We start from the raw sequence: 22,968 nt of genomic DNA on the forward strand, positions 1-22,968 counted from the left end.
GCAAACCTCCCTGTAATTCACTCAATCAAGCAACAGTAGAACACACTGTTGCGCAGTTCAAACACTTAGTAGTAACAGTTACTCAGCTTGTCATTCGGACAATTGCATTTTCCAGCAAAGGTAATATGTCCAGCACTATCAATTGATTGCACTGTACTAGTGCAAGAGGGGTTGCCTCTAATCGTGATTGTTGCCCCCGGGAATACCAAATATTGCGGCCAGGGTGCTCCTGGCAAACTGCTTTGTTTGCCATCACTAGTCAGTGTGGTGGAAACTTCGCTACCGGTAGTCGGGTTTTTTTGCTTAATAACAAGCGTATAGGGATGGGCAAAACCTACGATTGTCAGCAAAGATCCTCTTGAAAACCCCTGGCATCCCGTAGCTGAAACCAATTTGTTCGCAGGAACAAGTCCTGCCGCCTTTTGACTACAATTGGAATCAAAAAGACCATAGTGCCCTTCTGCGCTGCTACTCCCCTTGTTTGGCTCATCATAAGCCTCAAATGCCAGAACACCAATTGAATACCCTGAGTTAGCAACAAAATTAGACGTGTTGGCTTGATAAAGCGCTGTATAATAGGTGGCCGCATTAGCAACAGAGGGAACACAGGGTCCCGGTGAATTACAGGCATATTCAGTTGTTGTCCCCTCAGTTGCCCAACCTGTTTCTGCCGCCAAAAGAACACGGCCGGGTGTATAAAATGGCTGCTGAGCAGCCGCAGGTAAAGCAGGTGGATTGGCTGAACCTACAACATGAATATAATCCCAGGCTAATGAATTGTTGGGTTGAACGGTGGTCGCTAATGGTGGAACCCATACAGCCTGATTAGCTGGCACCCCCCACTGAAAAGGATAAGGGTCAAAAGCCAAAGGCGCATCAGCAGAATAACTGTTAGCCAGGGTGATCATGTCATTGGAAATGGCAACACTGGGTGTCACCAAATTGCCACTAACCAGCGCTGAGCTCACTGGTGTCGCAAGACCAGCAGTAGTCAATGTACTTTTCAGCGCATTAACTGCTGAAGTTAAATAAACTATGTTTGAGGTGACCGGATTGTTACAGGGTGAAATCGTATTGCCAGCCTCACAATAATTTTCATGCCCAGCCAATACGAGAATGACCGTATCATTAAAAATCGATTTGGTGACCTGGCTAATAACTGCATTGAGAGTGGCCTGTGCGCAAGGAATATAGTCTTGGTTTGCAGGAGGAACCGGACAGGAACCGCCAGTGTAGGGTGAATCTGCAGGTTGCTGGGGAATAACCGCTTCATAAATGACTTTCATTCCTAAAGCATGGGCTTGATTGATGATATCAACCCAGGAATAAATGGTCGTCTGATAGGAACGGACTGTACTAAATCCCGCTTCTTTCAATTGCGCCAGCTCTGCGTAAACGTTAGTAATCGGTGTACCCTGGCCATTATTACCTACGATAAAGACATCGTGATTATTTAACGGGACGTTGCCTGCATAATGATTGGGTTGATAATCCACGCCAATCAAGCCATTAAAATTAAAGGCTGCGAAAACCTCTGCGATCCAAAAAAATAATGCAAATAAAAATACTAATTTTTTTAACTGATACAACATATGATTCGTCCTTATCTTAGTGTCCCTTCACTTTTGTGATCTATCAGCACTCAATGACTAAAGATGTTATTCTGAATTGAATACGGAGTATAGAGAATCTTTCGAAACTATTGATGCATTCGGAATTCTTGCCACTGATAAAATAAAAATGAATTAGATATAAATTAAATTACCATCTAGAATAAAATTAACTTATATACACGACAAGGGATTGCCATGGTAGATAAAAACAAATTAATTAAATCAGCAATGACTGCTTTTTTAGTGCTGGCAGCAACACCCTCTATTGGTGCTACGAACTCAAATGCAAGTGATCCATCTGCTGCTCCCGCCACAGAAAAATGTTATGGTGTTGTTAGAGCGGGATTCAATGATTGCGCAACAGCAACCTCTTCCTGTGCCGGATCTTCGACTAAAGATGCACAACCTGATGCTTTTGTTTTCGTTCCTCAGGGATTATGCGAAAAACTGGTGGGTGGAAGTTTAACTGCTGATAAAAAATCTTAATTAAATCCTGGGTAGAGCCAACTTAGGTAGAGATTCAATGAAAGGGAGTTTTATGATGACAAAAAAATTAATGGGCTATTTTTTGGCTGGATTGCTGATAATACCCTTTTCTACACTGCATGCTGCGGCAGAAACTTTAAAGCTTGATCCTGAACATAGCTATATTCTATGGCAAATTAAACATTTGGGATTTTCAACTCAAGCGGGTAAATGGTATGTGAATGGCGCCGTAACCCTGGATAAAGATAAGCCAGAAAATAGTAAAGTTAATGCAACGATCAAACTGGCTGATATTGTTACCGGAATCCCCGAGTTAGATAAACACCTAAAAGGCAAGCTTTTCTTTGATGTTGCCAAGTATCCCACAGCAACATTTGTTAGTAACAAGGTGGAAGTCCTCAGTCAAACAACAGCCAAAGTTCACGGCACCCTGGATCTACATGGCATTTCACAACCCGTCACTTTGAATGTAACCCTGAATAAAGTCGGCAAAAATCCTATAACCGAGAAAATGACAGCAGGTTTTACTGCCACGACCACGATTAAACGTTCTGATTTTGGTATAAAGGCGCTCCTACCGGATCTAGGCGATGAAGTAAAGATAGAAATTAATGCCGAAGCTTATAAAGACACTCAATGAGGCCTATTATGAGAATAAAAAATACTACCCATAAATACGGCATTGTTACCATTTCCTTACACTGGCTATTAGCGATTTTAATGGTTGGGCTTCTTATCCTGGGTATCTATATGGTCGAGCTGCCAATCAGCCTGCAAAAACTTAAGTTGTATGGCTGGCATAAAGAGTACGGATTTCTTGTATTAGGGCTTGCCATGATTCGAATAATATGGCGCCTTATCAATATCACCCCTGAGTTATCTATTCCAGCCTGGGAACAGTTTGCTGCCCGGGCAGTGCATTGGGCTTTTTACGGATTTATGTTTGCTTTGCCCATTACCGGCTGGTTAATAACCTCTGCTGCGGGGCTACCCGTTTCTTTCTTTGGTTTGTTTACGATACCTAATCTGATAGCTCCCAATGAAGAATTAAGGCATTTATTCCAGGAGATTCATGAATGGCTAGGTTATGCTTTAATTGCATTTATTGCGCTTCATACTGCTGCGGCTTTAAAACACCATTTCATTGATAAAGATGACATCCTAAGGAGAATGCTGTCATGAGATTAATCAATTCCTTATCCAAATGGTTAGTTTTCATGATACTGACCTTCATACCTGTTTTTGTAAACGCAGCTCTTCCCGAATGGGAAATTATTCCGGGTGAAAGCAGTCTTAGCTTTACTGCTATTCAAAATGATGCGCCTGTTAAAGGCCAATTTAAACAATTTACAGGTAAAATTTTTGTTGACCCTAATGATTATAAAAGCAGCAAGATAGATATTATAGTCGATATGAATTCTGTTTCTGCGGATTACGCAGATGTAAAAAATACCTTGATTACGCCTGATTTTTTTAATGTAAAGATGTTTCCCAAAGCAGAATTTAAGGCAACTGAGTTTAATAAGACTGGAGATAAAACTTATCAGGCAATAGGGACACTGACTATCCGTGATAAATCTGCTCCTGTTACTTTAACCTTCACTGCAGTAGAAACTTCACCAGGGATGGCACTTGTCGAAGGCTCTACTACATTCAAACGCAGTACATTTGGTGTTGGACAAGGTGACTGGGCTAGTACTGATGAAATAAAAGACGATGTTAAAGTCGATTTTAAACTGGTCGCTAAAAAGAAATCATAACCGTCGCTTATTGTTCTACTGAGAGAGTATAGAAGCGCAGAGAGTGGGGTCACAAAATGGATAAAAAGCACTTAGGCAAAGGAAAATCGTTTATTAACAATGAATTTGATATGCCTGCTCCTCGGTGGATAAATACCTACCCAGCAGGACCTTACCGATTTATAAACCGCGAATTTTTTATTATCACCTACGAAACAGATCCCGAGCTATTACAAGCAGTTTTGCCCCCACCTTTAGAGTTAATTGAGCCGGTTATTAAATTTGAATTTATTCGTATGCCTGATTCAACTGGATTTGGTGATTACACTGAATCAGGCCAGGTTATACCGGTTAGATACAAAGGGGAGGAGGGAGGATTTACGATTTCCATGTTTCTTGACTGTCATGCTCCCATTGCCGGTGGCCGCGAAATATGGGGATTTCCGAAAAAACTGGCTAAACCCAAATTAGTTGTTGAAGAGGACACGCTAATTGGCTTTCTGAATTACGGCAGTATCAGAATTGCTACAGCAACAATGGGTTATAAACATCATCGAGTAGATAAAGAAAAAGTCCTGGAAGCCATGAAAAAACCTGTGTTCTTGCTTAAAAATATTCCTGGTGTAGATGGCAAACCTGAAGTGAATCAGTTAACAAGGACCTATCTACAGGACATCACTATAAAAGGGGCCTGGACTGGACCAGGTAGCCTGGAGCTTCATCCCCACGCCCTGGCACCTATTGCAAATTTTTATATTAAGAGAATCGTTTCTGTTTCTCATTTTATAACTGATTTAACGCTCCCTTATGGAGACGTTGTTGAAGATTATTTGATTCCCAAGAAATAACGGCCCTTAAAGCACGAAAATCATAAGCATTAACGGTGCATACTATTCTTTGAAACCAGATAAAAAACTGTCATCGTTGCAAACAAAGTGAAGAAATCCAGTTCCAATCTTCCAGGCAGTATCGTTATGGATTGCTTTACCAAGCTTGCAACGACGAAATAGACATACTCACGTGGATGATTCCACAAAATCTGGTGATAAGAATGTGTTGTGGTTGCTAAAACACTTTCTTTTAGTAAAAATAATCACTGTGTTATTGAATGCTCAACGAAATAAAAATGACTGCCCTTTTTTAACAAAACCTAGAAACCCATCTGCCCTTGCATCAGGCAGTTTTCCAGGACTATGATGGTACAACCATATTTTTTTCTTTAATCTGGCAGGGATAGTAACTAATTCGGAATAATGGGCGTGAACGCCTGATTTTTTTTCCGCTGTTTCGCAATCATGAAAAATAATAGTTGCTTCCTCATAATAATCCAACAGCTGCTTGGGAGCATATTGCGTATCAGCAGTAAAATATATTTTGTTTTCCTTGTAATGCATCAATAAACCATAACAAGGCATTAACTCATAATTACTGACAATATGAATTGCACGTACCAGTTGGAAATTAATATCATTCCAGCAAAACTGTTCTTTTATCGGGTGAGTATTAAAAAAAGTTTCCAGTGTAGCCTTTTCAGTTTGCAATGTACGCAATCCGCCCGATAGTGAGTGTTCCCATAAATCCTTAATAATATTTTCCGAACAGTAAAGAGTCGGCTTAATTTTATAGGCGGGATCAAAAAAAGTGTTAAGTGCCAACCACTCTAAACCACCTATATGATCAGCATGCAAATGGCTAATATAGACGTTCTTGATATCGGCATACGTTAAATGTTGCTCATTTAGTGAAAACCGAAGATCGCCTCCAGCATCAATCAGCAAGGTATCATTCGCTTTTTGTAAAAGTAAATTGGACTGATAATTATCCTCTCTCATGGTGAAAGCTGAACCAGAACCAAGAAATGTTATCTTTAAAGTCATAATTCTTCCTGTTTTACTATCGAATAAAATGAACGTCTATGCCGCCCATTAAATCGCACCATCCTTACTTTTATTATAGAAACCAAATCTATTCATTTTAATTTGACTCGTCTTCTGGTAGGAGAAAATAAGTGGGAATCGTTCCCATCCCTTTCAATAAAACCTCTCCTCTGGGTAAAAGTCTATAATCATTTTTTATTCGCTCATACACCGCATGCGAGCATTGGATATGCCCGGGTACTGAGGTAGACTCGAGGCGAGAGGCTATATTCACCGTTTCCCCCCAAAGATCATAGGTAAACTTATGGGTCCCAATAACACCGGCAACCACAGGACCGACGTGTAACCCTGCGCGTATAGTGAACTTCCTTTCATCCAGATGTTCCTTATTAATAAAGGCCATCATTTCCATACCAGCCTCAACACAACATTTTAAATGGTCTGGTTTAAACTCGGGAATACCACCAGCAACCATATAAGAGTCCCCCATTGTCTTTATTTTTTCCAAACCATATTTTAGTGAAATTTCATCAAACCGGGAAAAGATAAAATTCAGCACCTCAACCAATTTTTCTGGGCTCATCGCTGCAGATAGCGAAGTAAAATTGACCATATCAATAAACAAAACCGAAACATCGTCATAACGATTGGCAATATTGGTCTCTTCCGATTTTAATCGTTGTGCAATACTGCCTGGTAAAATATTTAATAAAAGTCTTTCCGATTTTTCTTGCTCTGCCTCAATTCTCTTTTCATAACGTCTGCTTACTTTTAGTGCCGCATAAGATGCAGGGAAAGCAACAATAAATCCCAGCAGGATAAAAATAATTATGAATAATTGCTGTAATTTGGCGATTTCCCTGTTGAGTCTTTTCATATTTTCATGGGAGAAGACTCTCACACTTGTATCAGGAACAAGGAAGGAGTTAACAATTTCTGTTCTTCCTCCTGGCATAATCAGGGTACCGCCCGCTTCTACCTTTTTATTCTGAATAGCAGTTCCCCATTTCTGTGGCTGTTCTTGCCCGAGTGATAAAAAATTGGTATTAAATTGATGTACATTTTGCCCGACAAATTTTTTAATGGGGTGAGCTAGAAAAACGCCTGTATTTTCATCAATCAAACAAAGATAGCCCCGATCCATTTCCGTTTTTGCTAAAGAAGCCTGCAAAGCTGAAATAATATTTTTTTTAGGTTCACCGTCTGTTAAGAGATGGGAAATAATCTGCGCAACAACTTGAGCCTGCCTTCGATTCACATCCATGCTCATAGTCAGGTAAGTTGAGCGAATCATATTTAGCAGAAGGGGTGAAAGGAGAGTACCGACTAAAAACAAACTGAAAAAGATACCGAGGAAAGTGAATAAGTACAGGTTTGATTTTTGGATCACACTAAGGCCTTCCCTGCTGAAAACATCTTATTTTATTATTATGGAGTGCTTCGCTGCTCTCTTTTTTTATTCTTTTGTTTTTTATTAGCCTAAAACAAGGGGTTAGGGGGCAATCACCCTCTTGCCACACCCAATAGCCATTTGCCCATTGCCAGCAATTCTTCAATACAGCTCCTGGCTATTCCTGGCAGCTATTTTACTTACCCCAACAAAACCAGAAGCAAGATTGGGATTGTCATTGGCATCAAAGATAGCGCAGGATGTAAAACTGGTAGAGAGTGCTGACTCAAAAAAATCTCTACCATCTGCATTGCCAGCTAAAAATCCTCTTATTGCCTCTACCGGAGGCAACCAATAATTCTCTTCTTCAAATGGATGTTTTGCCCTAATTATCCAATAACTTTATAGTCTTTCTGCTATCAACTCATCCTTTCGGAAACAACAATGACTTATAAAAATCCCATCGACTTAAGTTAAGAAAACTAAGCTTTAATGAGCTTCATACCTCCCAAATAAGGCTGCAATGCATTTGGTATACGAATATTGCCATCCTTGTCTTGATAGTTCTCCATAATCGCTACTAACGTTCGGCCAACTGCCAATCCAGAACCGTTTAGAGTATGCACCAACTCTGTCTCGCGAGTTTCCGGGTGGCGATAGCGTGCTTTCATACGGCGCGATTGATAAGCTTCCATATTGGAACAAGATGAAATTTCTCTATACATACCCTGGCTGGGTAACCATACTTCCAAATCATAGGTTTTAGCGGCGCCAGCTCCCAGATCGCCTGTACAAAGAGCTACAACACGATAAGGCAATTCCAGCCGCTGTAAGATAACTTCGGCATGGTGGGTTAGTTTCTCAAGCGCCTCATAAGAAGTTTCAGGGGTAGTAATCCATACCAGTTCAACTTTTTCAAATTGATGCTGCCGGATCATGCCTTTAGTATCTTTACCATAAGAACCAGCCTCACTGCGAAAACAAGGGGAATGGCAAGCGTGGCGCAGTGGCAACAATTCTGCAGCTAAAATTGTATCGCGAACGGTATTTGTTACTGGAATTTCAGCGGTCGACGTAAGGTAATAACCATCATCGCCCTTCAATTTAAATAAGTCTTCCTCAAATTTCGGTAATTGACCAGTACCCATTAAACTATCGGCATTGACTATGTAAGGGACATAAATTTCTTCATACCCATGCTCTTGCGTATGAATATCAAGCATAAATTGAATAAGAGCACGATGTAATCTGGCAAGCTCCGCTTTCATTACCACAAACCGGCTACCGGTAATTTTAGCCGCCAGGGCAAAATCCATCTTGGCTAATGCTTCACCCAGTTCATCATGCGATTTCACTGCAAAGTCAAAAGTAGGAATCGTCCCCCAGCGACGGACTTCCTGATTATCCTGTTCATCACGCCCTTCCGGTACAGAAGGGTGTGGTAAATTTGGTAAACTGAAAAGGAGCGCATCCAAGTGCTTTAATACTTCGTCAAGCTCCGTTTTTTTGCTCTGTAATTCTTCACCGAGACGATTGACCTCTTCACGCATCGCAGTAATATCTTCACCGCGAGCTTTTGCTTGCCCGATCAATTTCGAGCGCTGATTACGATCATTTTGTAAGGCTTGAGTTGCAACTTGCAGCAGCTTTCTTTGATCTTCAAGAACAACAAATGCTTGCACATCAAAATGAAAACCACGTTTTTTCAGTTGCTCAGCAACATATTGTGGATTATCACGCAATAATTGGGGATCTAACATAGTTCACCTTTAACTCTGGTCGCAGACAATTCGGATTAACTCCAATACACAAAGTCTATCCTATTTAATTTGATTAATAATAGGGTCCTATTGATTTGGAGCTGCAAACTCAGCTCAACAATCGGCCACAGTAAATTCCTAATAAAACCATCGCTAATGAACCAACATTATTGAATAATATATTCAATACAGCAGCGAGTACCTGGCCATTTTGATAAAGTATCCAAGTTTCCCAGGCAAAACTGGAAAACGTCGTATAAGCCCCAAGAAAACCAACCACTAATACCAAGCGCCAATAATCCCCTACTGCAAATCGTTCTGTAAGCAGAATTATTAGAAACCCTGCTAAAAACGATCCTAAACTGTTAACTACCCAGGTGCCATAAGGATAACGCGAACCTAAAGCATGTTGCATGATGCTTACTGTAGCAAAACGAGCCACTGCTCCTAAAGTCCCTCCACAGGCTACTGCAAGCACTGAAGCTAACACTGTTATCTCACAATGCCTCGGGTTGATTGATTCAGGGCATCAATCATAGGGATGACCTCGGGACAATCATTTTGGATCAGCTCTAATTCTGCAACAGCTTGCTGTACTGTCAGTCCTCTGCGGAAAATAATTTTATAGGCACGTCGCAAATGGTCAATCGCAGAAGAGGAAAAACCTCGCCGTCTTAAACCAACTGTATTGATTCCACATGCAGAGGTTGTGTGGCCGGCAATCATGACATAAGGTAAAACATCTTTGGAAACGTAAGTTGCACGGGCAATGAAAGCATAGGCGCCTATATGGCAAAATTGATGCACGGCGGCATAAGGTCCGATGATGGCAAAATCATTAACAATGACATGGCCAGACAAGGCTGCATGATTTACCATCGTGACGCTGTTACCTATCATGCAATCATGACCAATATGAGAATAGGCCATAAGGTAATTACCGTTGCCAACATGAGTAACACCTCCGCCTTTGACCGTACCACGGCTAATCGTACAATATTCACGAATAATGTTATTGTCGCCTATCTCTAAACGCGTGGGTTCGCCTTTATAGGTAATATCCTGGGGTTCATCACCGACGGAAGCAAATTGAAAAATCTTGTTATTTTTACCTATAACAGTTGGTCCTTGGATTACCACATGGGGGCCAATCCAGGTTCCTTCACCAATTTCCACATCAGCACCAATCACACTGCCTGGACCTACTGATACGCCTTTTGCCAATTTGGCAGAGGAATGAATCATTGCACGTTCATCTATCACTTTACAATTTCCTTCGCTGCACTCATTAAATCTGCTGAGCAAGCAAGCTTGTCACCAACAAAAGCTTCGCCATGCATCCGCCAAAAATCACGTTTTTGACCAACTAGTTTGACCTCCAAACGCAGTTGATCACCAGGTATTACTATTTGTTTAAAGCGGGCATTATCAATTCCTGCAAAAAAATACAGGAATTCATAGCCTTCTTTAGGCTTGCGCGACAAATTTGATAATATCGCACTGGCCTGAGCCAACGCTTCAAGCATTAGCACACCAGGCATGATAGGATTTCCCGGGAAATGCCCCGTAAAAAAAGGTTCGTTAATTGTTACATTTTTAGTAGCAATTAAATAATTCATTACTTCGTATTCCATAACCCGATCAACCAGGATAAATGGATAACGATGCGGTAATAAATCGAGAATTTTAGTTATTTCAATCTGTTCACTCATGCACTTTACTCTCATTAAATTCATTGGGGCTTAACATCTGTTCTCAATCTGTGAGAACTCAATTTGAATCGTGCTGCCTCTCCTTTTCCAATTTGGTAAGGCGGGTAACATAATTATCAAGGCGCCGAAATCGCGCCGCATTACGTCGCCATTGTCCATGTTCACTCACCATAATGCCAGAAGAATAAATGCCTGGCTTAGACAACGACTTATTCACCGTTGACATGCCGGTGATCACGATATCGTCAACAAGATGCACGTGCGCCGCAACACAACTGGCACCACCGATTATACAATGTGCCCCAATCCTTGTATAAGCACCAATAGCTGCGCAGCCAGCAATGGCTGAATTTGCGCCAATAATAACATCATGAGCAATCTGTACCAAATTATCGATGTGCACACCTTCACCAATACAAGTATCGCCTAGCGCTCCTCTGGCAATTACCGTGTTAGCACCTAGCTGAACGTAATCTGCAATAATAACGCCGCCAGCGGCTGGGCCATGTAACCAGTGACCCTGCATTTTTACACTATTAAAAGGCAAGGCACCAATCACTGCCCCACTTTCAATAGCAACATGTTGACCTATTTCGGACCCTTGTAGAACAACAACCCCATGATGAATGGTGGTTTGATTTCCTACCCGCACACCAGATTCAATCACACAATTTGCAGCAACCTGGACACCATTACCCAGAACTACGCCATCGCCAATAACAGAATTTTCCCCCACTCTCACACCCTGACCTATTGTTGCCGAAGCAGAGACTACGGCTGTCGGATGAATTCCTTCCAAGGATTTTGGAGTCTGTTGAAATAGTCCCGCAGCCACTGACATTTTTTCTAGAGGATTGGCAACTACAATAGAACTGGTCGGGCAATATTGGAGATACGCAGCGGTTAGCAAGACAGCACCAGCCCTTGTTTGGCTCAAAGATGCAAGCAAGGCAGGATTATCAAAGTAAGCCAGATCGGTCTGGGTAGCACGACTCAATGATGCAAAACCCTGAATGGGGTATTCAGCTTGACCATGAAAAACCCCATCCAGGCGAGCCGCTAGCTCGGCAAGGGTATACACGTTACTCACGAATTAGCAATGAAACAATTAGTTAATTTGTTTCATCACTTCCTCAGTGATATCTAACTTGGAAACACTGAATGGTGCAGCATCTTTCTGCAGAATGAGATCGTATTTTTGAGTTTCAGCAACCTTGTTGATCGCTTTGCGGATCTTACCGTAAAGCTCTTCCATTGCTTCATTATGAGCGGTACTCAATTCCTGCTGATATTGCTGGCCTTCTCTTTCAAAAGTTTGCTGGGTTGCAACGATCTTTTTCTCCAGTTCTTTCTTTTGAGTCTGGCTCATAATAGCGCTATCACGCTTGAATTTTTCCATATCCTTCTTCAACCCTTCTTCCATGGCAACCAACTTGTCACGACGAGGTTTGAAATCTTTCTCTAGTTTTTGCTGAATCACTTTCATTTGGCTAGAGGTTTGCATGATTTTTTGCAAATCTACAACACCAATTTTTGCCCAATCTGCAAAAGCATTAGCGGCACCTAAACCAAACACTAATGCAATTAAAATCCCACTGACACGCTTCATTATGTTGCTCTCCTGATTAAAAGTCTTTGATGCTAACACACTTCACTGCAGGTTGCGATATTGTGCTAGTCTTCACCATATTAATTTCTTCAGTCAGCTTCCTCTACTCATTGAACCAACCCCTGCGAAATTAAAAACCGGATGATAATGTAAATTGGAACAATTGTCCCTTATCTAAAGGTTGTTTGTTCAATGCCTGAGCGACACTGAATGCCAAAGGTCCAAAGGGAGAACGCCATTCAACGGATAAACCGGCTGAATACCGCATTGGTCCTGCCAATGTTCCTCTTAAAGCGGTCGGTATACCTTTTGCAAAAACGTTACCGGCATCGGTAAAAACCGTTGTTCTGACGTTATCACGACTTAAGGGATAAGGCAGGATAATACCAGCACTTCCATTGACAAGGAAGTTGGCGCCGATTGCATTACCATTACTATCTTGAGGTCCTAGAGAGTAACTGTCATAACCCCGAACCTGGCCAGGCTGTGCAATACCTCCCGCGAAATAGTTTTCGAAGAACGGTAAACTCTTGCCATTAAAGCCGTTTCCATAGCCAATATTGCCTAACACGGTAAAAATAAAACCACGAGTAATCGGTTGGTACCAGTGGGCCTGGTAAGCCGCTTTGTAGTATGACAAGGAATTGGACGAGGCAGGCAAGGCAATTAAACCCGAGATTTGCTGATTCATCCCTCTTGTAGGATAAGGCATTTGATCGTAGCTGTTACGATTCCAACCGCTTGTCAAGCGAATCTCATGAAAGTCGCGCCCATACAAATTCACAAAATTCTGAATTTGCATAACGGTACCCACTGACTTAATACGTAAGTCTTGGTATCCATAGCCGAATTGCAGACTACTATTTTCGCTTAACAATACGTTGTAACTAACATCACCACCAAAACGGTTAGAGGAGTAAGAACTGACATCTAATTTTTTGGGGTCAACTCGTTGATAATACAGACCCATCCCGCGTCCAACCCCATTTTGGGTATAAAAAGGATTGTAATAATTCAGGTTATAATCCTGTCCCCAATAGCTCGCATTAAAGCCAACCCCCATAGAACGCCCTGTTCCCATGAAGTTATGCTGATTAATTGCAGCATTAAATTGTGGTCCGTTGGTACCATAACCTACCGAAGCCGTTGCTTCTGCCGAAGGTGCTTCTTCTACTTCAACGTCCAAATCAACCTGGTTATTTGTTCCTGGTACAGGATTTGTTTTCACATTGATATTTTTTAAATAGCTAAGAAGACGCAACTGCCGTTCAGATTCTTTAATATTATGCAAAGACAACAAACCGCCTTCATTTTGGCGAATGACATTACGTAATACATAATCCGCCGTTTTCGTATTACCATGGAAATTGATACGACGTACATAAACATGACGGCCAGGCTCGATTATAAAAGTAATAAAGACCGTTTTATTGGTTTCATCGATCCGGGGCTCGGCATTAATGGCAGGAAAACCATAACCAACATCACCTAAAGCCAAACCAATCGCAGAAATACTTTCCGTAACCTTTTTACGTGAAAATACATCGCCCTTTTTTACCTCAATCAGTGAATCTATTTTTTCTTTAGGTAAAATGGTGTTACCAGCAATCGCATAACCAGCGAAACGGTACTGTGGGCCCTCATCAATATGGATATTAATAAAAACATCTTTCTTATCAGGGGATAATAAGACTTGCGATGATACGATATTAAATTTCAAATAGCCCCGATCAAGGTAAAAAGACCGTAGAGCCTCTAAAGACGTGTCCATAGCTGCTTTGGAATACTGATCCTTTTTACTGAAATAGGTGAAAATATTGCTGGTCGACAAAGACAATTCTGGCAATAATTCATTACTGGTGAAATCGTGATTGCCAATAAACTTGATTTCTTTGATTCGGGAAACACGCCCTTCAGAAACAGTGACAGTGATAGCAACACGGTTTTCCGTCAATGACGCAATCTTCGTTTCGATGCGAGAATTATACTTTCCGCGTGCATTATAGGCCTGTTTTAATTCCTTTTCTAAATGCTCAAGGGATGACCGTTGAAAAACACGCCCCTTGACCAAGCCCATCTCCTTGAGTAACTCCTTCATTTTATCACTGGGAATCTCCTGGTTCCCCACAACCGAAATAGAACCGATAGTGGCGCGTTCAACCACATGAACAACCAGTGTGTTACCTTCTCGCTCAAGCGATACTGCCTGGAAAAAACCAGTTTCGTAAAGGGCTCGAATGATTTGAGCAGAAGAGCCAGATCCTATTTCCTCACCAACTTGCACAGGCAGGTAATTTAACACCGTACCTAAACTGACCCGCTGCAAACCGACAACCTTGATATCACGTACAACGAAGCCATTTGACGCATTTATTTCAGTCGACCAGGCTAACGCGGTTGAACAGAGGATACCTAAAACAATTTTTTTACTGATTTTTTTCATTCTTATTTTACGTCCAGTACTACGCACGGTCTTGTCACTGGAATTATTCCAGCACGAATATATAAATTGCACCCTTTTATAGGAACTGACTAACCCTGTCAAGAAATTATGATCTCTTTCCAAACTCTATCTTGGTAGGAAATTGCTTCGTCGATACAGTACTCGAACCCTCGTGTCCTTATCTGTACACTCCGGCTCCGCGCCCCGTGTCTCCTCGCCCTTTCCAAACCGCTGTAAGGCTGGAAGAAGTCTATGAGTAAAATGTAGCCTTGAGCTGAATAACTAACGCAAGAATGGTCACATCCAAAAGCGCTAAATCGGGCAATAGCTAGATTTTTTGCGACAGTCTACCACAGAGATCCCCCACTGTTACCAGCTATTTATTATCTTGGGACTAAAAATCTGCTTGCATTTATATACTCAATTGATTTATTGATTATTTCAATCGAAACCGATCATAAAATAATCATTATTATCCCAGCAACCGCGATATATCATTACTCAATGCTAAAATCATTAATGCCATCATAAATAATAAGCCAACATAAATTCCCGCTGATCTCACTTCTTCAGAAAGCGGCCGCCTTCTAACAATTTCCATTAGACAGTAAAGTAAATGACCTCCATCCAGCATAGGAATAGGTAATAGATTCAACACGCCCAAACTAATACTGACTAAAGCTAAAAAAGATAAATAATAAGTGAATCCGGTACGGGCAGATTCGCCGGCTCCCTGGGCTATTCCCACCGGTCCGCTAATACTTTGTAACGCCAGTTTACCTGTAATAAAACGGCCAATTAAAGAAAACGTTGCTCCTGTTAAATCAATTGTTTGCGTAAAAGCAGTCCCCACTGCTTCAACAGGGCCTTGGCGTTGTACGCGCAACCATTGTGGTGGCCAATCTACTTTTTGAGAACGAACACCAAGAAAACCTTCGTTTTGGCCATCATTTACTTTCGTACCAATTTGTAATTTGACGTTCTCTATCTGCCCTTGTCTAGCGATCAACAAATGCAAAGGAGCGCCTGGATGTTGCTTGACATGCTCAACCAAATTTAGCCAATCCTCTAGCGGTTTGCCATCCACAGTCTTGATAATATCACCCGGTTGTAATCCTGCTGCTTTCGCCGGCGAATCATCAAGTACTTCACCGACTATTGGAGGTATGGTAGGTATAAAGGGGGTTATCCCAAGGCTTCCTAAGGGATCAGGTTTTTTTGCGTCCAAATTCCAATTTGCTAAGGGTAGAGTGAATGTTTTTTTCTCGCCATTTGCCAAAGATTTTACAGAAATGGAGATTTTTTCATCACTGCCAAGCAAAGGCATTAAAGCAAACTGAAAATCTCGCCAACTGGTAATTTTTTTATTATCCAAAGCCAGAATTTCTTGTTTCGGTCCTAAACCAGCCTCTGCAGCAATACTTCCAGGCTTGACTGTTTCAATCATAGGTGCCAGCGATTGAATACCAATCACCAAGACCAACCATAACGCTATGAAAGCAAAAATAAAATTAAATAAAGGACCAGCGACAATGATAGCAATACGAGCCCAAACCGATTTGTTATTAAAAGCAAGATGACGCTCTTTTTCCGGGACTTCGCCTTCAGTTTCATCCAGCATTTTCACATAACCGCCCAGAGGAAAAAGAGACCAGGCATACTCAGTGCCCTGTTTATCATGCCAGCGCGCCAATACCTTACCAAAACCGAATGAAAAACGAAGGACTTTCACACCACAAAGACGGGCTACGAGAAAATGACCATATTCATGTACCGTTATTAACAATAACAAGGCAAGGAAAAAATAAATTAAAGTCATTACCATAATCAGATTCCTGGTGCTAAAACGTATAATCCCCAATAAAATAAAGGCGACGCCGCAAGCAAACTGTCTAAACGATCGAGTACGCCCCCATGGCCAGGAATTAACCGACCAGTATCTTTAAGTTTAGCTCTTCTTTTAAGCATGCTGATAAATAAATCACCGACCATGGAAATCAAGGTCGTTGCTATTGCGATGTTAAACCAATGAACAAGGCCTACACGGGGCTGAAAATAATAGTAACCACAGCAAGCCACCAACATTGACAATATAAAACCACCTAACGCACCTTCTACTGTCTTGCCAGGGCTCACCGAGGGGATAAGCTTATGTCGCCCCCACTGTTTACCTGCCAAATAAGCGCCGATATCAGTAGCCCAGACCAGAAAAAGCAAATACACAATCAGATCTTTACCTTGCTCCTGTTTATAAATTGCTATCATACTCTGGGCAAATAGGGGCAGCAGCAGCAGGCAAGCACTGGCAACTATCCAGGAATAACCCCAAACTGTCTGTGATCTAGGGAACAGCGCTATCGCTGCTAAAATAAAGACCCATAGCAAGAGACCAAGACTCAACCAGTAATAAAAAATATAATAACTTAAACAGGTTGCAGCCAGAAGCAACACAAGAAAAACAATTTTTAATGGTAAGGAAGCGATAGGAATTAATCCTAACCATTCAAAACCGCAAGCTAGCATTAAGACCAGCACAAACCCGGCAAAAACCCAGTTTGGTGCATAATAGATAGCAAACAAAACGAGGGGCACTAGTACAACTGTAGTTAATAGCCGCTGTTTAAACATGGTTAACCTCATTAAGTTGTTGCGAGGTTTTACCATAGCGCCGTTCTCGCGAACTAAAGCTGGCCAATGCTTTTTGGAATGCTTCCGCTGTGAAATCAGGCCAATGTACGTCAGTAAAATACAATTCGGTATAAGCTAGCTGCCAAAGGAAAAAATTGCTAATGCGTTGCTCGCCACTGGTACGAATAAACAAATCAGGATCCGGCAATCCATGGGTACTGAGCGCTTGTTCAAGAGCAGATTCATTAACTGCCTCGATAGCCAACTCACCTGCACACACACGTTTCGCGATGCTCTTTGCAGCCTGGACAAGATCCCATTTACCGCCATAGTTCACCACAACATTCAGGATCAAACGCTTATTATTTGCAGTCAGCTCTTCAGCAGCTAACATCTGGGAACACAGGGTTGGTGACAAGGCTTCCCTATCGCCAGTAAAGCGCAGGCAAACACCATGTTGATGGAGTTCTTGCACTTCATGCCCTAAGGCTTCAATAAAAAGCTGCATCAAAAACTCAACTTCGTTTTCAGGCCTTGACCAGTTTTCACTGCTAAAAGCGAATAGACTTAGGATTGGAATTTGAGTTTGTAAACAACAACGGATAACCGTTTTTACTGTCTCAACACCAGCACGATGTCCTTCAACTCGCAACAAACCACGGCTTTGTGCCCAACGTCCATTGCCATCCATCACAATGGCTATGTGTTGAGGTAAGATCTCGTTCAACCCAATTCATCCAATACATAAAATGGTGGATAGTCTACCCGCTTTATAACAAAATATTAAGTATTGTAAGGTCTAAATATTAATTAGACGTCTTCGGAAACGCCTCGTTACTTTTTACAGGGCCATCCTGCTTAGAAGTGAAAACCAGTATATAATCGGGTTTTACTCCATTGAGATTTTTTGATGCAAAAGATTAAGCCACTCGTCCTGATGATCCTGGATGGTTGGGGTTACCAAGAAAATACGGCACATAATGCTATTGCTGCAGCCAATACCCCCCAATGGGATGAATGGTGGCAATCCCGCCCGCATATTCTCCTCGATGCCTCAGGTCACCAGGTTGGTCTGCCAGATGAACAAATGGGCAATTCTGAGGTTGGTCATATGCACATTGGCGCCGGCCGAATTATTTATCAGGACTTTACTCGCATTAACGAAGCAATCAGTCGTGGTGAATTTGCTAAAAACCCCGTCCTTACTAATCTCATCGAGGATATGCAAAAAAAGAATAAAACCTTGCATGTCATGGGGCTTCTTTCACCAGGTGGTGTGCATAGCCATGAAAATCACCTCTTCGCTTTTCTGGCTCTCTGCCATCAATTAAAGTTTAGTAATGTATGCCTCCATTTATTTCTGGATGGTCGCGATACACCACCCAAAAGTGCCTTGCAAAGCCTGGATAGGCTCAACCAGCATTTAGAACGATACCCTGTCGCTACAATATGTTCCCTTTCAGGGCGGTATTTTGCCATGGATCGCGATAAGCGCTGGGAACGGGTTGCGCCGGTTTATCGTTTATTAACTGAAGCAAAATCTAACTATCAATTTCAGCGAGCTGAAACCGCTATAACGACCTTTTACGAGGAAAAAAAATACGATGAATTTATTCCTCCTACACTGATTGGTGCAGGGAAAATGATTGAAGACGGTGATTCAGTCCTATTTTTTAATTTTCGCGCTGATCGGGCTCGCCAATTAACCCAAGCGTTTCTTGATGAAGAATTTAATGGTTTTATTCGCTCAACTCGCCCGACACTTGCTCATTTTGTAAGCATGACTCACTATGCAAAAAATTTGGCGACTGAAATAGCCTTCCCTCCAATAACCTTAAATAACACGTTGGGAGAGGTCATCGCCAACAATGGCTTAAGTCAACTACGCATTGCTGAAACCGAAAAATATGCCCATGTCACATTCTTTTTTAATGGGGGTTCAGAACAAGTATTTCGCAATGAAGATAGAATTCTTATTCCTTCCCCGTCAGTCGCTACTTACGATTTATTGCCGGAAATGAGTGCACCGGAACTGACTCGGGCTTTAATAGATGCAATTCGCAGTGAGGCCTATGATGTCATTATCTGTAATTATGCGAATGCTGACATGGTAGGACACAGTGGCGACTTTAATGCCGCTGTCAAAGCGGTTGAATGCCTCGATCAATGCATGCATGATGTGTGGCAAGCTCTAACAGAAACCGGCGGTGCTTTATTAATCACCGCCGACCATGGCAATGCTGAAGCAATGTTTGATGAAACCACACAACAGGCACATACAGCACATACCTGCGAACCCGTTCCTTTACTTTATGTAGGAGGAGATTGGCAGTTTAATCAGTCCAAAGGCAGTTTAATTGATGTAGCGCCCACTATTCTGGCCTTACTTGGTATTACTCAACCCCATGAAATGACTGGTCACGCACTCTTGGTAAAAAATTATGATTTTGCAAATTAAAAACCGTTTATTGACTTCAATTGCCTCAATCCTTTGGTTAACAATACTTTCATTGCCTTTTCTGACAGAGGCATGCTGGGCTGAAAATGCTTCGCTCACCCAGGCTAAAACGAAATTAAAACGGTTAGACCAGCAAATCAACACCCTGAAACAGACTCTGGCCTCCGTTCAGGACAAGCGTGGGGTACTTAATCAGGAACTGGCCGGCACTGAAAAACAAATCAGTGATGGCATACGCAAATTGCGTCTTATCCAGCAAGATATGAATTCCAAGCAACGCAAAATTAGTCTTTTGCAACAACATATTAATGAACTCAATCAACAACTGGCAGCACAACAGCAATTACTCGCGCAGCATGTGCGCACAAGATATAAAATGGGTGAATATCAACCTCTTAAATGGCTTGTAAATCAGGATGATCCTTATACAATCAGCAGGTTGTTAACTTTTTACCAATATTTGGTTCAATCACGCCAACACATTATCGATCAGATTGATACGACAAAGAAGGATATTACCCAAGACCATAACAAGCTTAAAAATGAGCTCACTGAACAACAACATTTACAACACCAGCTTCATAGCCATCAGCAGCAATTAGAGCAAGATAAGCAATATCATACCGCCGTTATTCAATCACTCGACAACGAAATTGAAACCAAGGAACATACTTTGTCAGAGTATGAACGCAATAAAGAAAATTTGTCCCGTCTACTTAAAACCCTGGCTCTACAAAGTGTGACTCAAGCTAAAAGACCATTCACGCAAATGAGGCGAAAATTGCCACGCCCTGTTCAAGTCGGAAGGCAATCTTTGCAAAAAATGAACCAGGGAGTGACATTTTTTGCCGGAGAAGGGACCCCTGTTACTGCCGTTTATCCAGGCAAAGTCGTATTTAGTGATTGGCTCAATGGTTACGGACTTTTATTAATTCTGGACCATGGTCAAGGCTTTATGACCCTTTATGCCCACAATCAATCTCTCTTTAAACACAAAGGGGCGACTGTGTTACAAGGTGAACAAATTGCTACTGTAGGCCATAGCGGAGGATTAAAACAAAACGGTCTATACTTTGAAGTAAGGCAGCGTGGAAAAGCGATTCCGCCACTCGAGTGGTTGTCTTGATAATCGTCTGGCACTTATATTGCAATGTACAGTGATACCGGAAGATGACGCATACAGCGCCAAACTTACCAAAGGAGAACAGTATGCACAACAAACGCCTTTATTTTGGTGCGATCACAGTATGGGTCAGCACAAGCCTTCTTTTTCCACTACAAGCTTATACTGCCGAAGATACCAGCACCAAACGAATTCCTATGGAAGATGTGCAACGGTTTTCCAATGCCATCGGTCAAATTAAAAAATATTATGTTAAACCTGTCGATGATAAGGAACTGTTTGATAATGCCATACGGGGCATGCTCAGTGGCCTGGATCCCCACTCAACTTACCTGGATGAGGATGCCTTTAAAGAATTACAAACCTCAACCAGTGGTGAATTTGGCGGCCTGGGCATTGAAGTGACGATGGAGGATGGTGTAGTAAAAGTTGTCACTCCTTTGGTCGACACCCCCGCATTCAAAGCAGGTATTAAAGCCGGTGACTATATCATTAAATTGGGGAACCAATCGGTGCAAGGAATCAGCTTAAAAGAAGCGGTTGAATTAATGCGGGGCAAGGAAGGTACTACCCTGGATTTAACTATTTTACGTAAAGGTGAGAATAAACCACTCAATTTTTCACTGGTACGTGAAAAAATTCTGATCAAGAGCGTAAAAAGCAAATTACTGGACGATGGCTATGGTTATGTACGCCTAACCCAATTCCAGGCGATGACTGGCGAAGATATGGAAAAAGCCATCAGCCAGTTAAAACAACAGTCTGGCGGGAAACTTAAAGGCCTTATTCTGGATTTACGTAATAACCCAGGCGGGCTGTTGGACTCAGCAATCCAAGTCTCGGATGCTTTCCTTGATACAAGCAAGGCCGGTAAACCTGAACTCATCGTTTACACCCAAGGCCGTCTCCCTGGCTCAAAATTTACTGCCCTGGCTAATCCTGGTGATATCTTGAACAATGCACCATTAGTGGTACTCATCAATAATGGTTCTGCATCTGCCTCAGAAATTGTTGCCGGTGCACTGAAAGATAACAAACGCGCTATTATTCTCGGTACACAAAGTTTTGGTAAAGGCTCGGTACAAACAGTGCTCCCTCTTGATGACAAACGAGGGATCAAATTGACCACCGCGTTGTATTATACGCCTTCTGGAACCTCCATTCAGGCCAAAGGTATTACACCTGACATCGTGGTCGAGGAGATCGCTGTACCCAAAGCTGACCCGAAAGCAGGTGGTTTTGCCGGTTTCAGTGAAGCCGATCTGAGCGGTCATTTACTGAACAAGGATGAAAAGGGCGAACAAAGTAAAACGAATGAATCAGCAAAAGATGATCAAACCTTGCTTCACGAAGATTATCAATTGTATGCTGCACTCACTATCTTAAAAGGCCTGGCAGTCGCCAAGCGTTAGGCCACTTTCACCACAGGCCAATGCCTGTGGTGACTCCTGTATTTTGAGTGCTAAATAGACACCCTTCAAAAAAATGTATATAATCTGTCCATTCCATTCCGTTGGAATGACCCTCTAAGGCTCTGATTGAGGTAAATAGAAGATGTCAAATTTTTTTGGGAAAGATGTTCAAAGACCAGTGTATACAGGTAAACAGCTGCAAAATGAAATTACCCTATACAAAGCACGTATAAACGAAGCACATCAGGCTTTAAAGCGACTCAAACAAGATATTGATAACCGTTGCCAAAAATTGCAAGGGATCTATGAATTCCTGGATCAGAAACAAGCGCTTTATGAACAATTAATAGCGCGTTATCAAAGTCAACCTTCACCTTCTCTGGCAGGCCGCATTCAAAAGCTTCAAAAAGCCATTGAAGAGATGCTGGCTAATATAGAAACAACGCAACCAGAAAAAGTAATAGCCGACTTAAGCGCCAGTTATGAAGCATTGCAATTAGAATTAGGCAGAAAAGAAGCCTTATTAACTATAAGAGAGCTGGCAGCTCTTAGCGTCGACCTCGACGCAGAAATGAAGCCAGGTCTGTAGAAAGTACACCAACCAGGTAGTTATAAGTATAGAGATCTAGAAAGCGGAAGAAATAAGATGTATTCACAAAAAATAACTCTTAATTTTTCCATAAGGTACTTACGATATACTTTTACTAAGTTATATAAA

The 22,968-nt window shown here is 41.8% G+C and carries 23 protein-coding genes; 9 read left to right on the forward strand and 14 right to left on the reverse strand.

All coding sequences use genetic code 11. From position 1 onward, the window contains the following. Window positions 1-65: 65 nt before the first annotated feature. Complete coding sequence (locus Lfee_RS10975) at window positions 66-1,592, reverse strand: glycosyl hydrolase family 17 protein (RefSeq protein WP_058446736.1); 1,527 nt, start codon at window positions 1,590-1,592, stop codon at window positions 66-68. A 216-nt stretch (window positions 1,593-1,808) separates the two neighbouring features. Between Lfee_RS10975 and Lfee_RS10980 the strand changes: the two genes are divergently transcribed. From Lfee_RS10980 to Lfee_RS11000, 5 genes are read left to right on the forward strand one after another with little or no spacing between them, the layout of a single operon-like run. Continuing rightward, window positions 1,809-2,099: a BufA1 family periplasmic bufferin-type metallophore gene (locus tag Lfee_RS10980; protein WP_058446739.1), complete on the forward strand. Its 291-nt coding sequence runs from the start codon at window positions 1,809-1,811 to the stop codon at window positions 2,097-2,099. A gap of 52 nt (window positions 2,100-2,151) precedes the next feature. Continuing rightward, window positions 2,152-2,739 carry a YceI family protein gene (locus Lfee_RS10985; protein WP_058446741.1) on the forward strand — a complete coding sequence of 196 codons (588 nt, stop codon included), beginning with the start codon at window positions 2,152-2,154 and terminating at the stop codon, window positions 2,737-2,739. 8 nt (window positions 2,740-2,747) lie between these two features. Beyond that, window positions 2,748-3,281, forward strand: a complete 534-nt coding sequence (locus Lfee_RS10990) for a cytochrome b (RefSeq protein WP_058446743.1) — start codon at window positions 2,748-2,750, stop codon at window positions 3,279-3,281. Continuing rightward, window positions 3,278-3,859 carry a YceI family protein gene (locus tag Lfee_RS10995; protein WP_058446745.1) on the forward strand — a complete coding sequence of 194 codons (582 nt, stop codon included), beginning with the start codon at window positions 3,278-3,280 and terminating at the stop codon, window positions 3,857-3,859. Before Lfee_RS10990 ends, Lfee_RS10995 begins: the two co-directional genes overlap by 4 nt. Before the next feature lie 56 nt (window positions 3,860-3,915). Beyond that, window positions 3,916-4,686, forward strand: a complete 771-nt coding sequence (locus Lfee_RS11000) for an acetoacetate decarboxylase (RefSeq protein ID WP_082646634.1) — start codon at window positions 3,916-3,918, stop codon at window positions 4,684-4,686. A 264-nt stretch (window positions 4,687-4,950) separates the two neighbouring features. Here Lfee_RS11000 and Lfee_RS11005 read toward each other — a convergent pair whose 3' ends face one another. The 13 genes from Lfee_RS11005 to uppS all read right to left on the reverse strand — a co-directional run bounded on the left by Lfee_RS11005 (window position 4,951) and on the right by uppS (window position 17,984). Next, the gene (locus tag Lfee_RS11005) at window positions 4,951-5,715 is read right to left on the reverse strand and encodes an MBL fold metallo-hydrolase (protein WP_058446748.1); all 765 of its coding nucleotides are present in this window, start codon (window positions 5,713-5,715) and stop codon (window positions 4,951-4,953) included. 97 nt (window positions 5,716-5,812) lie between these two features. Beyond that, window positions 5,813-7,105, reverse strand: coding sequence for an adenylate/guanylate cyclase domain-containing protein (locus Lfee_RS11010; protein WP_058446750.1), 1,293 nt, complete (start codon window positions 7,103-7,105; stop codon window positions 5,813-5,815). A gap of 162 nt (window positions 7,106-7,267) precedes the next feature. After that, window positions 7,268-7,456 carry a hypothetical protein gene (locus Lfee_RS11015; RefSeq protein ID WP_058446753.1) on the reverse strand — a complete coding sequence of 63 codons (189 nt, stop codon included), beginning with the start codon at window positions 7,454-7,456 and terminating at the stop codon, window positions 7,268-7,270. A gap of 131 nt (window positions 7,457-7,587) precedes the next feature. Further along, complete coding sequence (serS, locus tag Lfee_RS11020) at window positions 7,588-8,865, reverse strand: serine--tRNA ligase (RefSeq protein WP_058446755.1); 1,278 nt, start codon at window positions 8,863-8,865, stop codon at window positions 7,588-7,590. Between the two features lie 109 nt (window positions 8,866-8,974). Further along, a complete protein-coding gene (crcB, locus tag Lfee_RS11025) occupies window positions 8,975-9,355 on the reverse strand; it encodes a fluoride efflux transporter CrcB (protein ID WP_058446757.1) in 381 nt (126 codons plus the stop codon). A gap of 2 nt (window positions 9,356-9,357) precedes the next feature. Beyond that, a complete protein-coding gene (gene lpxA / locus Lfee_RS11030) occupies window positions 9,358-10,128 on the reverse strand; it encodes an acyl-ACP--UDP-N-acetylglucosamine O-acyltransferase (protein ID WP_058446759.1) in 771 nt (256 codons plus the stop codon). Next, the gene (gene fabZ / locus Lfee_RS11035) at window positions 10,125-10,577 is read right to left on the reverse strand and encodes a 3-hydroxyacyl-ACP dehydratase FabZ (RefSeq protein WP_064088271.1); all 453 of its coding nucleotides are present in this window, start codon (window positions 10,575-10,577) and stop codon (window positions 10,125-10,127) included. Before fabZ ends, lpxA begins: the two co-directional genes overlap by 4 nt. A gap of 58 nt (window positions 10,578-10,635) precedes the next feature. Further along, window positions 10,636-11,658: a UDP-3-O-(3-hydroxymyristoyl)glucosamine N-acyltransferase gene (gene lpxD, locus Lfee_RS11040; protein ID WP_058446763.1), complete on the reverse strand. Its 1,023-nt coding sequence runs from the start codon at window positions 11,656-11,658 to the stop codon at window positions 10,636-10,638. Between the two features lie 27 nt (window positions 11,659-11,685). Next, window positions 11,686-12,186: an OmpH/Skp family outer membrane protein gene (locus Lfee_RS11045; protein ID WP_058446765.1), complete on the reverse strand. Its 501-nt coding sequence runs from the start codon at window positions 12,184-12,186 to the stop codon at window positions 11,686-11,688. A 130-nt stretch (window positions 12,187-12,316) separates the two neighbouring features. Beyond that, a complete protein-coding gene (gene bamA, locus Lfee_RS11050; RefSeq protein ID WP_058446769.1) occupies window positions 12,317-14,629 on the reverse strand; it encodes an outer membrane protein assembly factor BamA in 2,313 nt (770 codons plus the stop codon). A 472-nt stretch (window positions 14,630-15,101) separates the two neighbouring features. Continuing rightward, window positions 15,102-16,454: an RIP metalloprotease RseP gene (gene rseP / locus Lfee_RS11055; RefSeq protein ID WP_058446770.1), complete on the reverse strand. Its 1,353-nt coding sequence runs from the start codon at window positions 16,452-16,454 to the stop codon at window positions 15,102-15,104. A 2-nt stretch (window positions 16,455-16,456) separates the two neighbouring features. Beyond that, the gene (locus tag Lfee_RS11060) at window positions 16,457-17,257 is read right to left on the reverse strand and encodes a phosphatidate cytidylyltransferase (RefSeq protein WP_058446772.1); all 801 of its coding nucleotides are present in this window, start codon (window positions 17,255-17,257) and stop codon (window positions 16,457-16,459) included. Beyond that, window positions 17,250-17,984 (reverse strand): polyprenyl diphosphate synthase, encoded by a 735-nt coding sequence (uppS, locus tag Lfee_RS11065; RefSeq protein WP_058446774.1) that lies wholly within the window; start codon window positions 17,982-17,984, stop codon window positions 17,250-17,252. The genes Lfee_RS11060 and uppS overlap by 8 nt, the downstream gene beginning before the upstream one ends. A 183-nt stretch (window positions 17,985-18,167) precedes the next feature. Here uppS and gpmI point away from each other — a divergent pair, with 183 nt between their 5' ends. The 4 genes from gpmI (at window position 18,168) to Lfee_RS11085 (ending at window position 22,839) form a co-directional block, all read left to right on the forward strand. Next, entirely contained in the window at window positions 18,168-19,715 is a 1,548-nt protein-coding gene (gene gpmI, locus Lfee_RS11070) for a 2,3-bisphosphoglycerate-independent phosphoglycerate mutase (RefSeq protein WP_058446776.1), read from the forward strand. Beyond that, entirely contained in the window at window positions 19,699-20,841 is a 1,143-nt protein-coding gene (locus Lfee_RS11075) for a murein hydrolase activator EnvC family protein (protein WP_082646635.1), read from the forward strand. Before gpmI ends, Lfee_RS11075 begins: the two co-directional genes overlap by 17 nt. A gap of 83 nt (window positions 20,842-20,924) precedes the next feature. Next, window positions 20,925-22,250: a S41 family peptidase gene (locus tag Lfee_RS11080; RefSeq protein WP_058446777.1), complete on the forward strand. Its 1,326-nt coding sequence runs from the start codon at window positions 20,925-20,927 to the stop codon at window positions 22,248-22,250. 142 nt (window positions 22,251-22,392) lie between these two features. Next, window positions 22,393-22,839, forward strand: a complete 447-nt coding sequence (locus Lfee_RS11085; protein WP_058446778.1) for a hypothetical protein — start codon at window positions 22,393-22,395, stop codon at window positions 22,837-22,839. Window positions 22,840-22,968: the final 129 nt, after the last annotated feature.

Source organism: Legionella feeleii, assembly GCF_001467625.1.
In the GTDB taxonomy this organism is placed as follows: Bacteria; Pseudomonadota; Gammaproteobacteria; order Legionellales; family Legionellaceae; genus Tatlockia; species Tatlockia feeleii.

What these genes read in the sequence shown, in the direction of transcription:
- Lfee_RS10975 (WP_058446736.1), bottom strand. Translation starts at nt 1,592, where the DNA reads ATGTTGTATCAGTTAAAAAAATTAGTATTTTTATTTGCATTATTTTTT.
- Lfee_RS10980 (WP_058446739.1), top strand. Translation starts at nt 1,809, where the DNA reads ATGGTAGATAAAAACAAATTAATTAAATCAGCAATGACTGCTTTTTTA.
- Lfee_RS10985 (WP_058446741.1), top strand. Translation starts at nt 2,152, where the DNA reads ATGATGACAAAAAAATTAATGGGCTATTTTTTGGCTGGATTGCTGATA.
- Lfee_RS10990 (WP_058446743.1), top strand. Translation starts at nt 2,748, where the DNA reads ATGAGAATAAAAAATACTACCCATAAATACGGCATTGTTACCATTTCC.
- Lfee_RS10995 (WP_058446745.1), top strand. Translation starts at nt 3,278, where the DNA reads ATGAGATTAATCAATTCCTTATCCAAATGGTTAGTTTTCATGATACTG.
- Lfee_RS11000 (WP_082646634.1), top strand. Translation starts at nt 3,916, where the DNA reads ATGGATAAAAAGCACTTAGGCAAAGGAAAATCGTTTATTAACAATGAA.
- Lfee_RS11005 (WP_058446748.1), bottom strand. Translation starts at nt 5,715, where the DNA reads ATGACTTTAAAGATAACATTTCTTGGTTCTGGTTCAGCTTTCACCATG.
- serS (WP_058446755.1), bottom strand. Translation starts at nt 8,865, where the DNA reads ATGTTAGATCCCCAATTATTGCGTGATAATCCACAATATGTTGCTGAG.
- fabZ (WP_064088271.1), bottom strand. Translation starts at nt 10,577, where the DNA reads ATGAGTGAACAGATTGAAATAACTAAAATTCTCGATTTATTACCGCAT.
- Lfee_RS11045 (WP_058446765.1), bottom strand. Translation starts at nt 12,186, where the DNA reads ATGAAGCGTGTCAGTGGGATTTTAATTGCATTAGTGTTTGGTTTAGGT.
- bamA (WP_058446769.1), bottom strand. Translation starts at nt 14,629, where the DNA reads ATGAAAAAAATCAGTAAAAAAATTGTTTTAGGTATCCTCTGTTCAACC.
- rseP (WP_058446770.1), bottom strand. Translation starts at nt 16,454, where the DNA reads ATGGTAATGACTTTAATTTATTTTTTCCTTGCCTTGTTATTGTTAATA.
- Lfee_RS11060 (WP_058446772.1), bottom strand. Translation starts at nt 17,257, where the DNA reads ATGTTTAAACAGCGGCTATTAACTACAGTTGTACTAGTGCCCCTCGTT.
- gpmI (WP_058446776.1), top strand. Translation starts at nt 18,168, where the DNA reads ATGCAAAAGATTAAGCCACTCGTCCTGATGATCCTGGATGGTTGGGGT.
- Lfee_RS11075 (WP_082646635.1), top strand. Translation starts at nt 19,699, where the DNA reads ATGATTTTGCAAATTAAAAACCGTTTATTGACTTCAATTGCCTCAATC.
- Lfee_RS11080 (WP_058446777.1), top strand. Translation starts at nt 20,925, where the DNA reads ATGCACAACAAACGCCTTTATTTTGGTGCGATCACAGTATGGGTCAGC.
- Lfee_RS11085 (WP_058446778.1), top strand. Translation starts at nt 22,393, where the DNA reads ATGTCAAATTTTTTTGGGAAAGATGTTCAAAGACCAGTGTATACAGGT.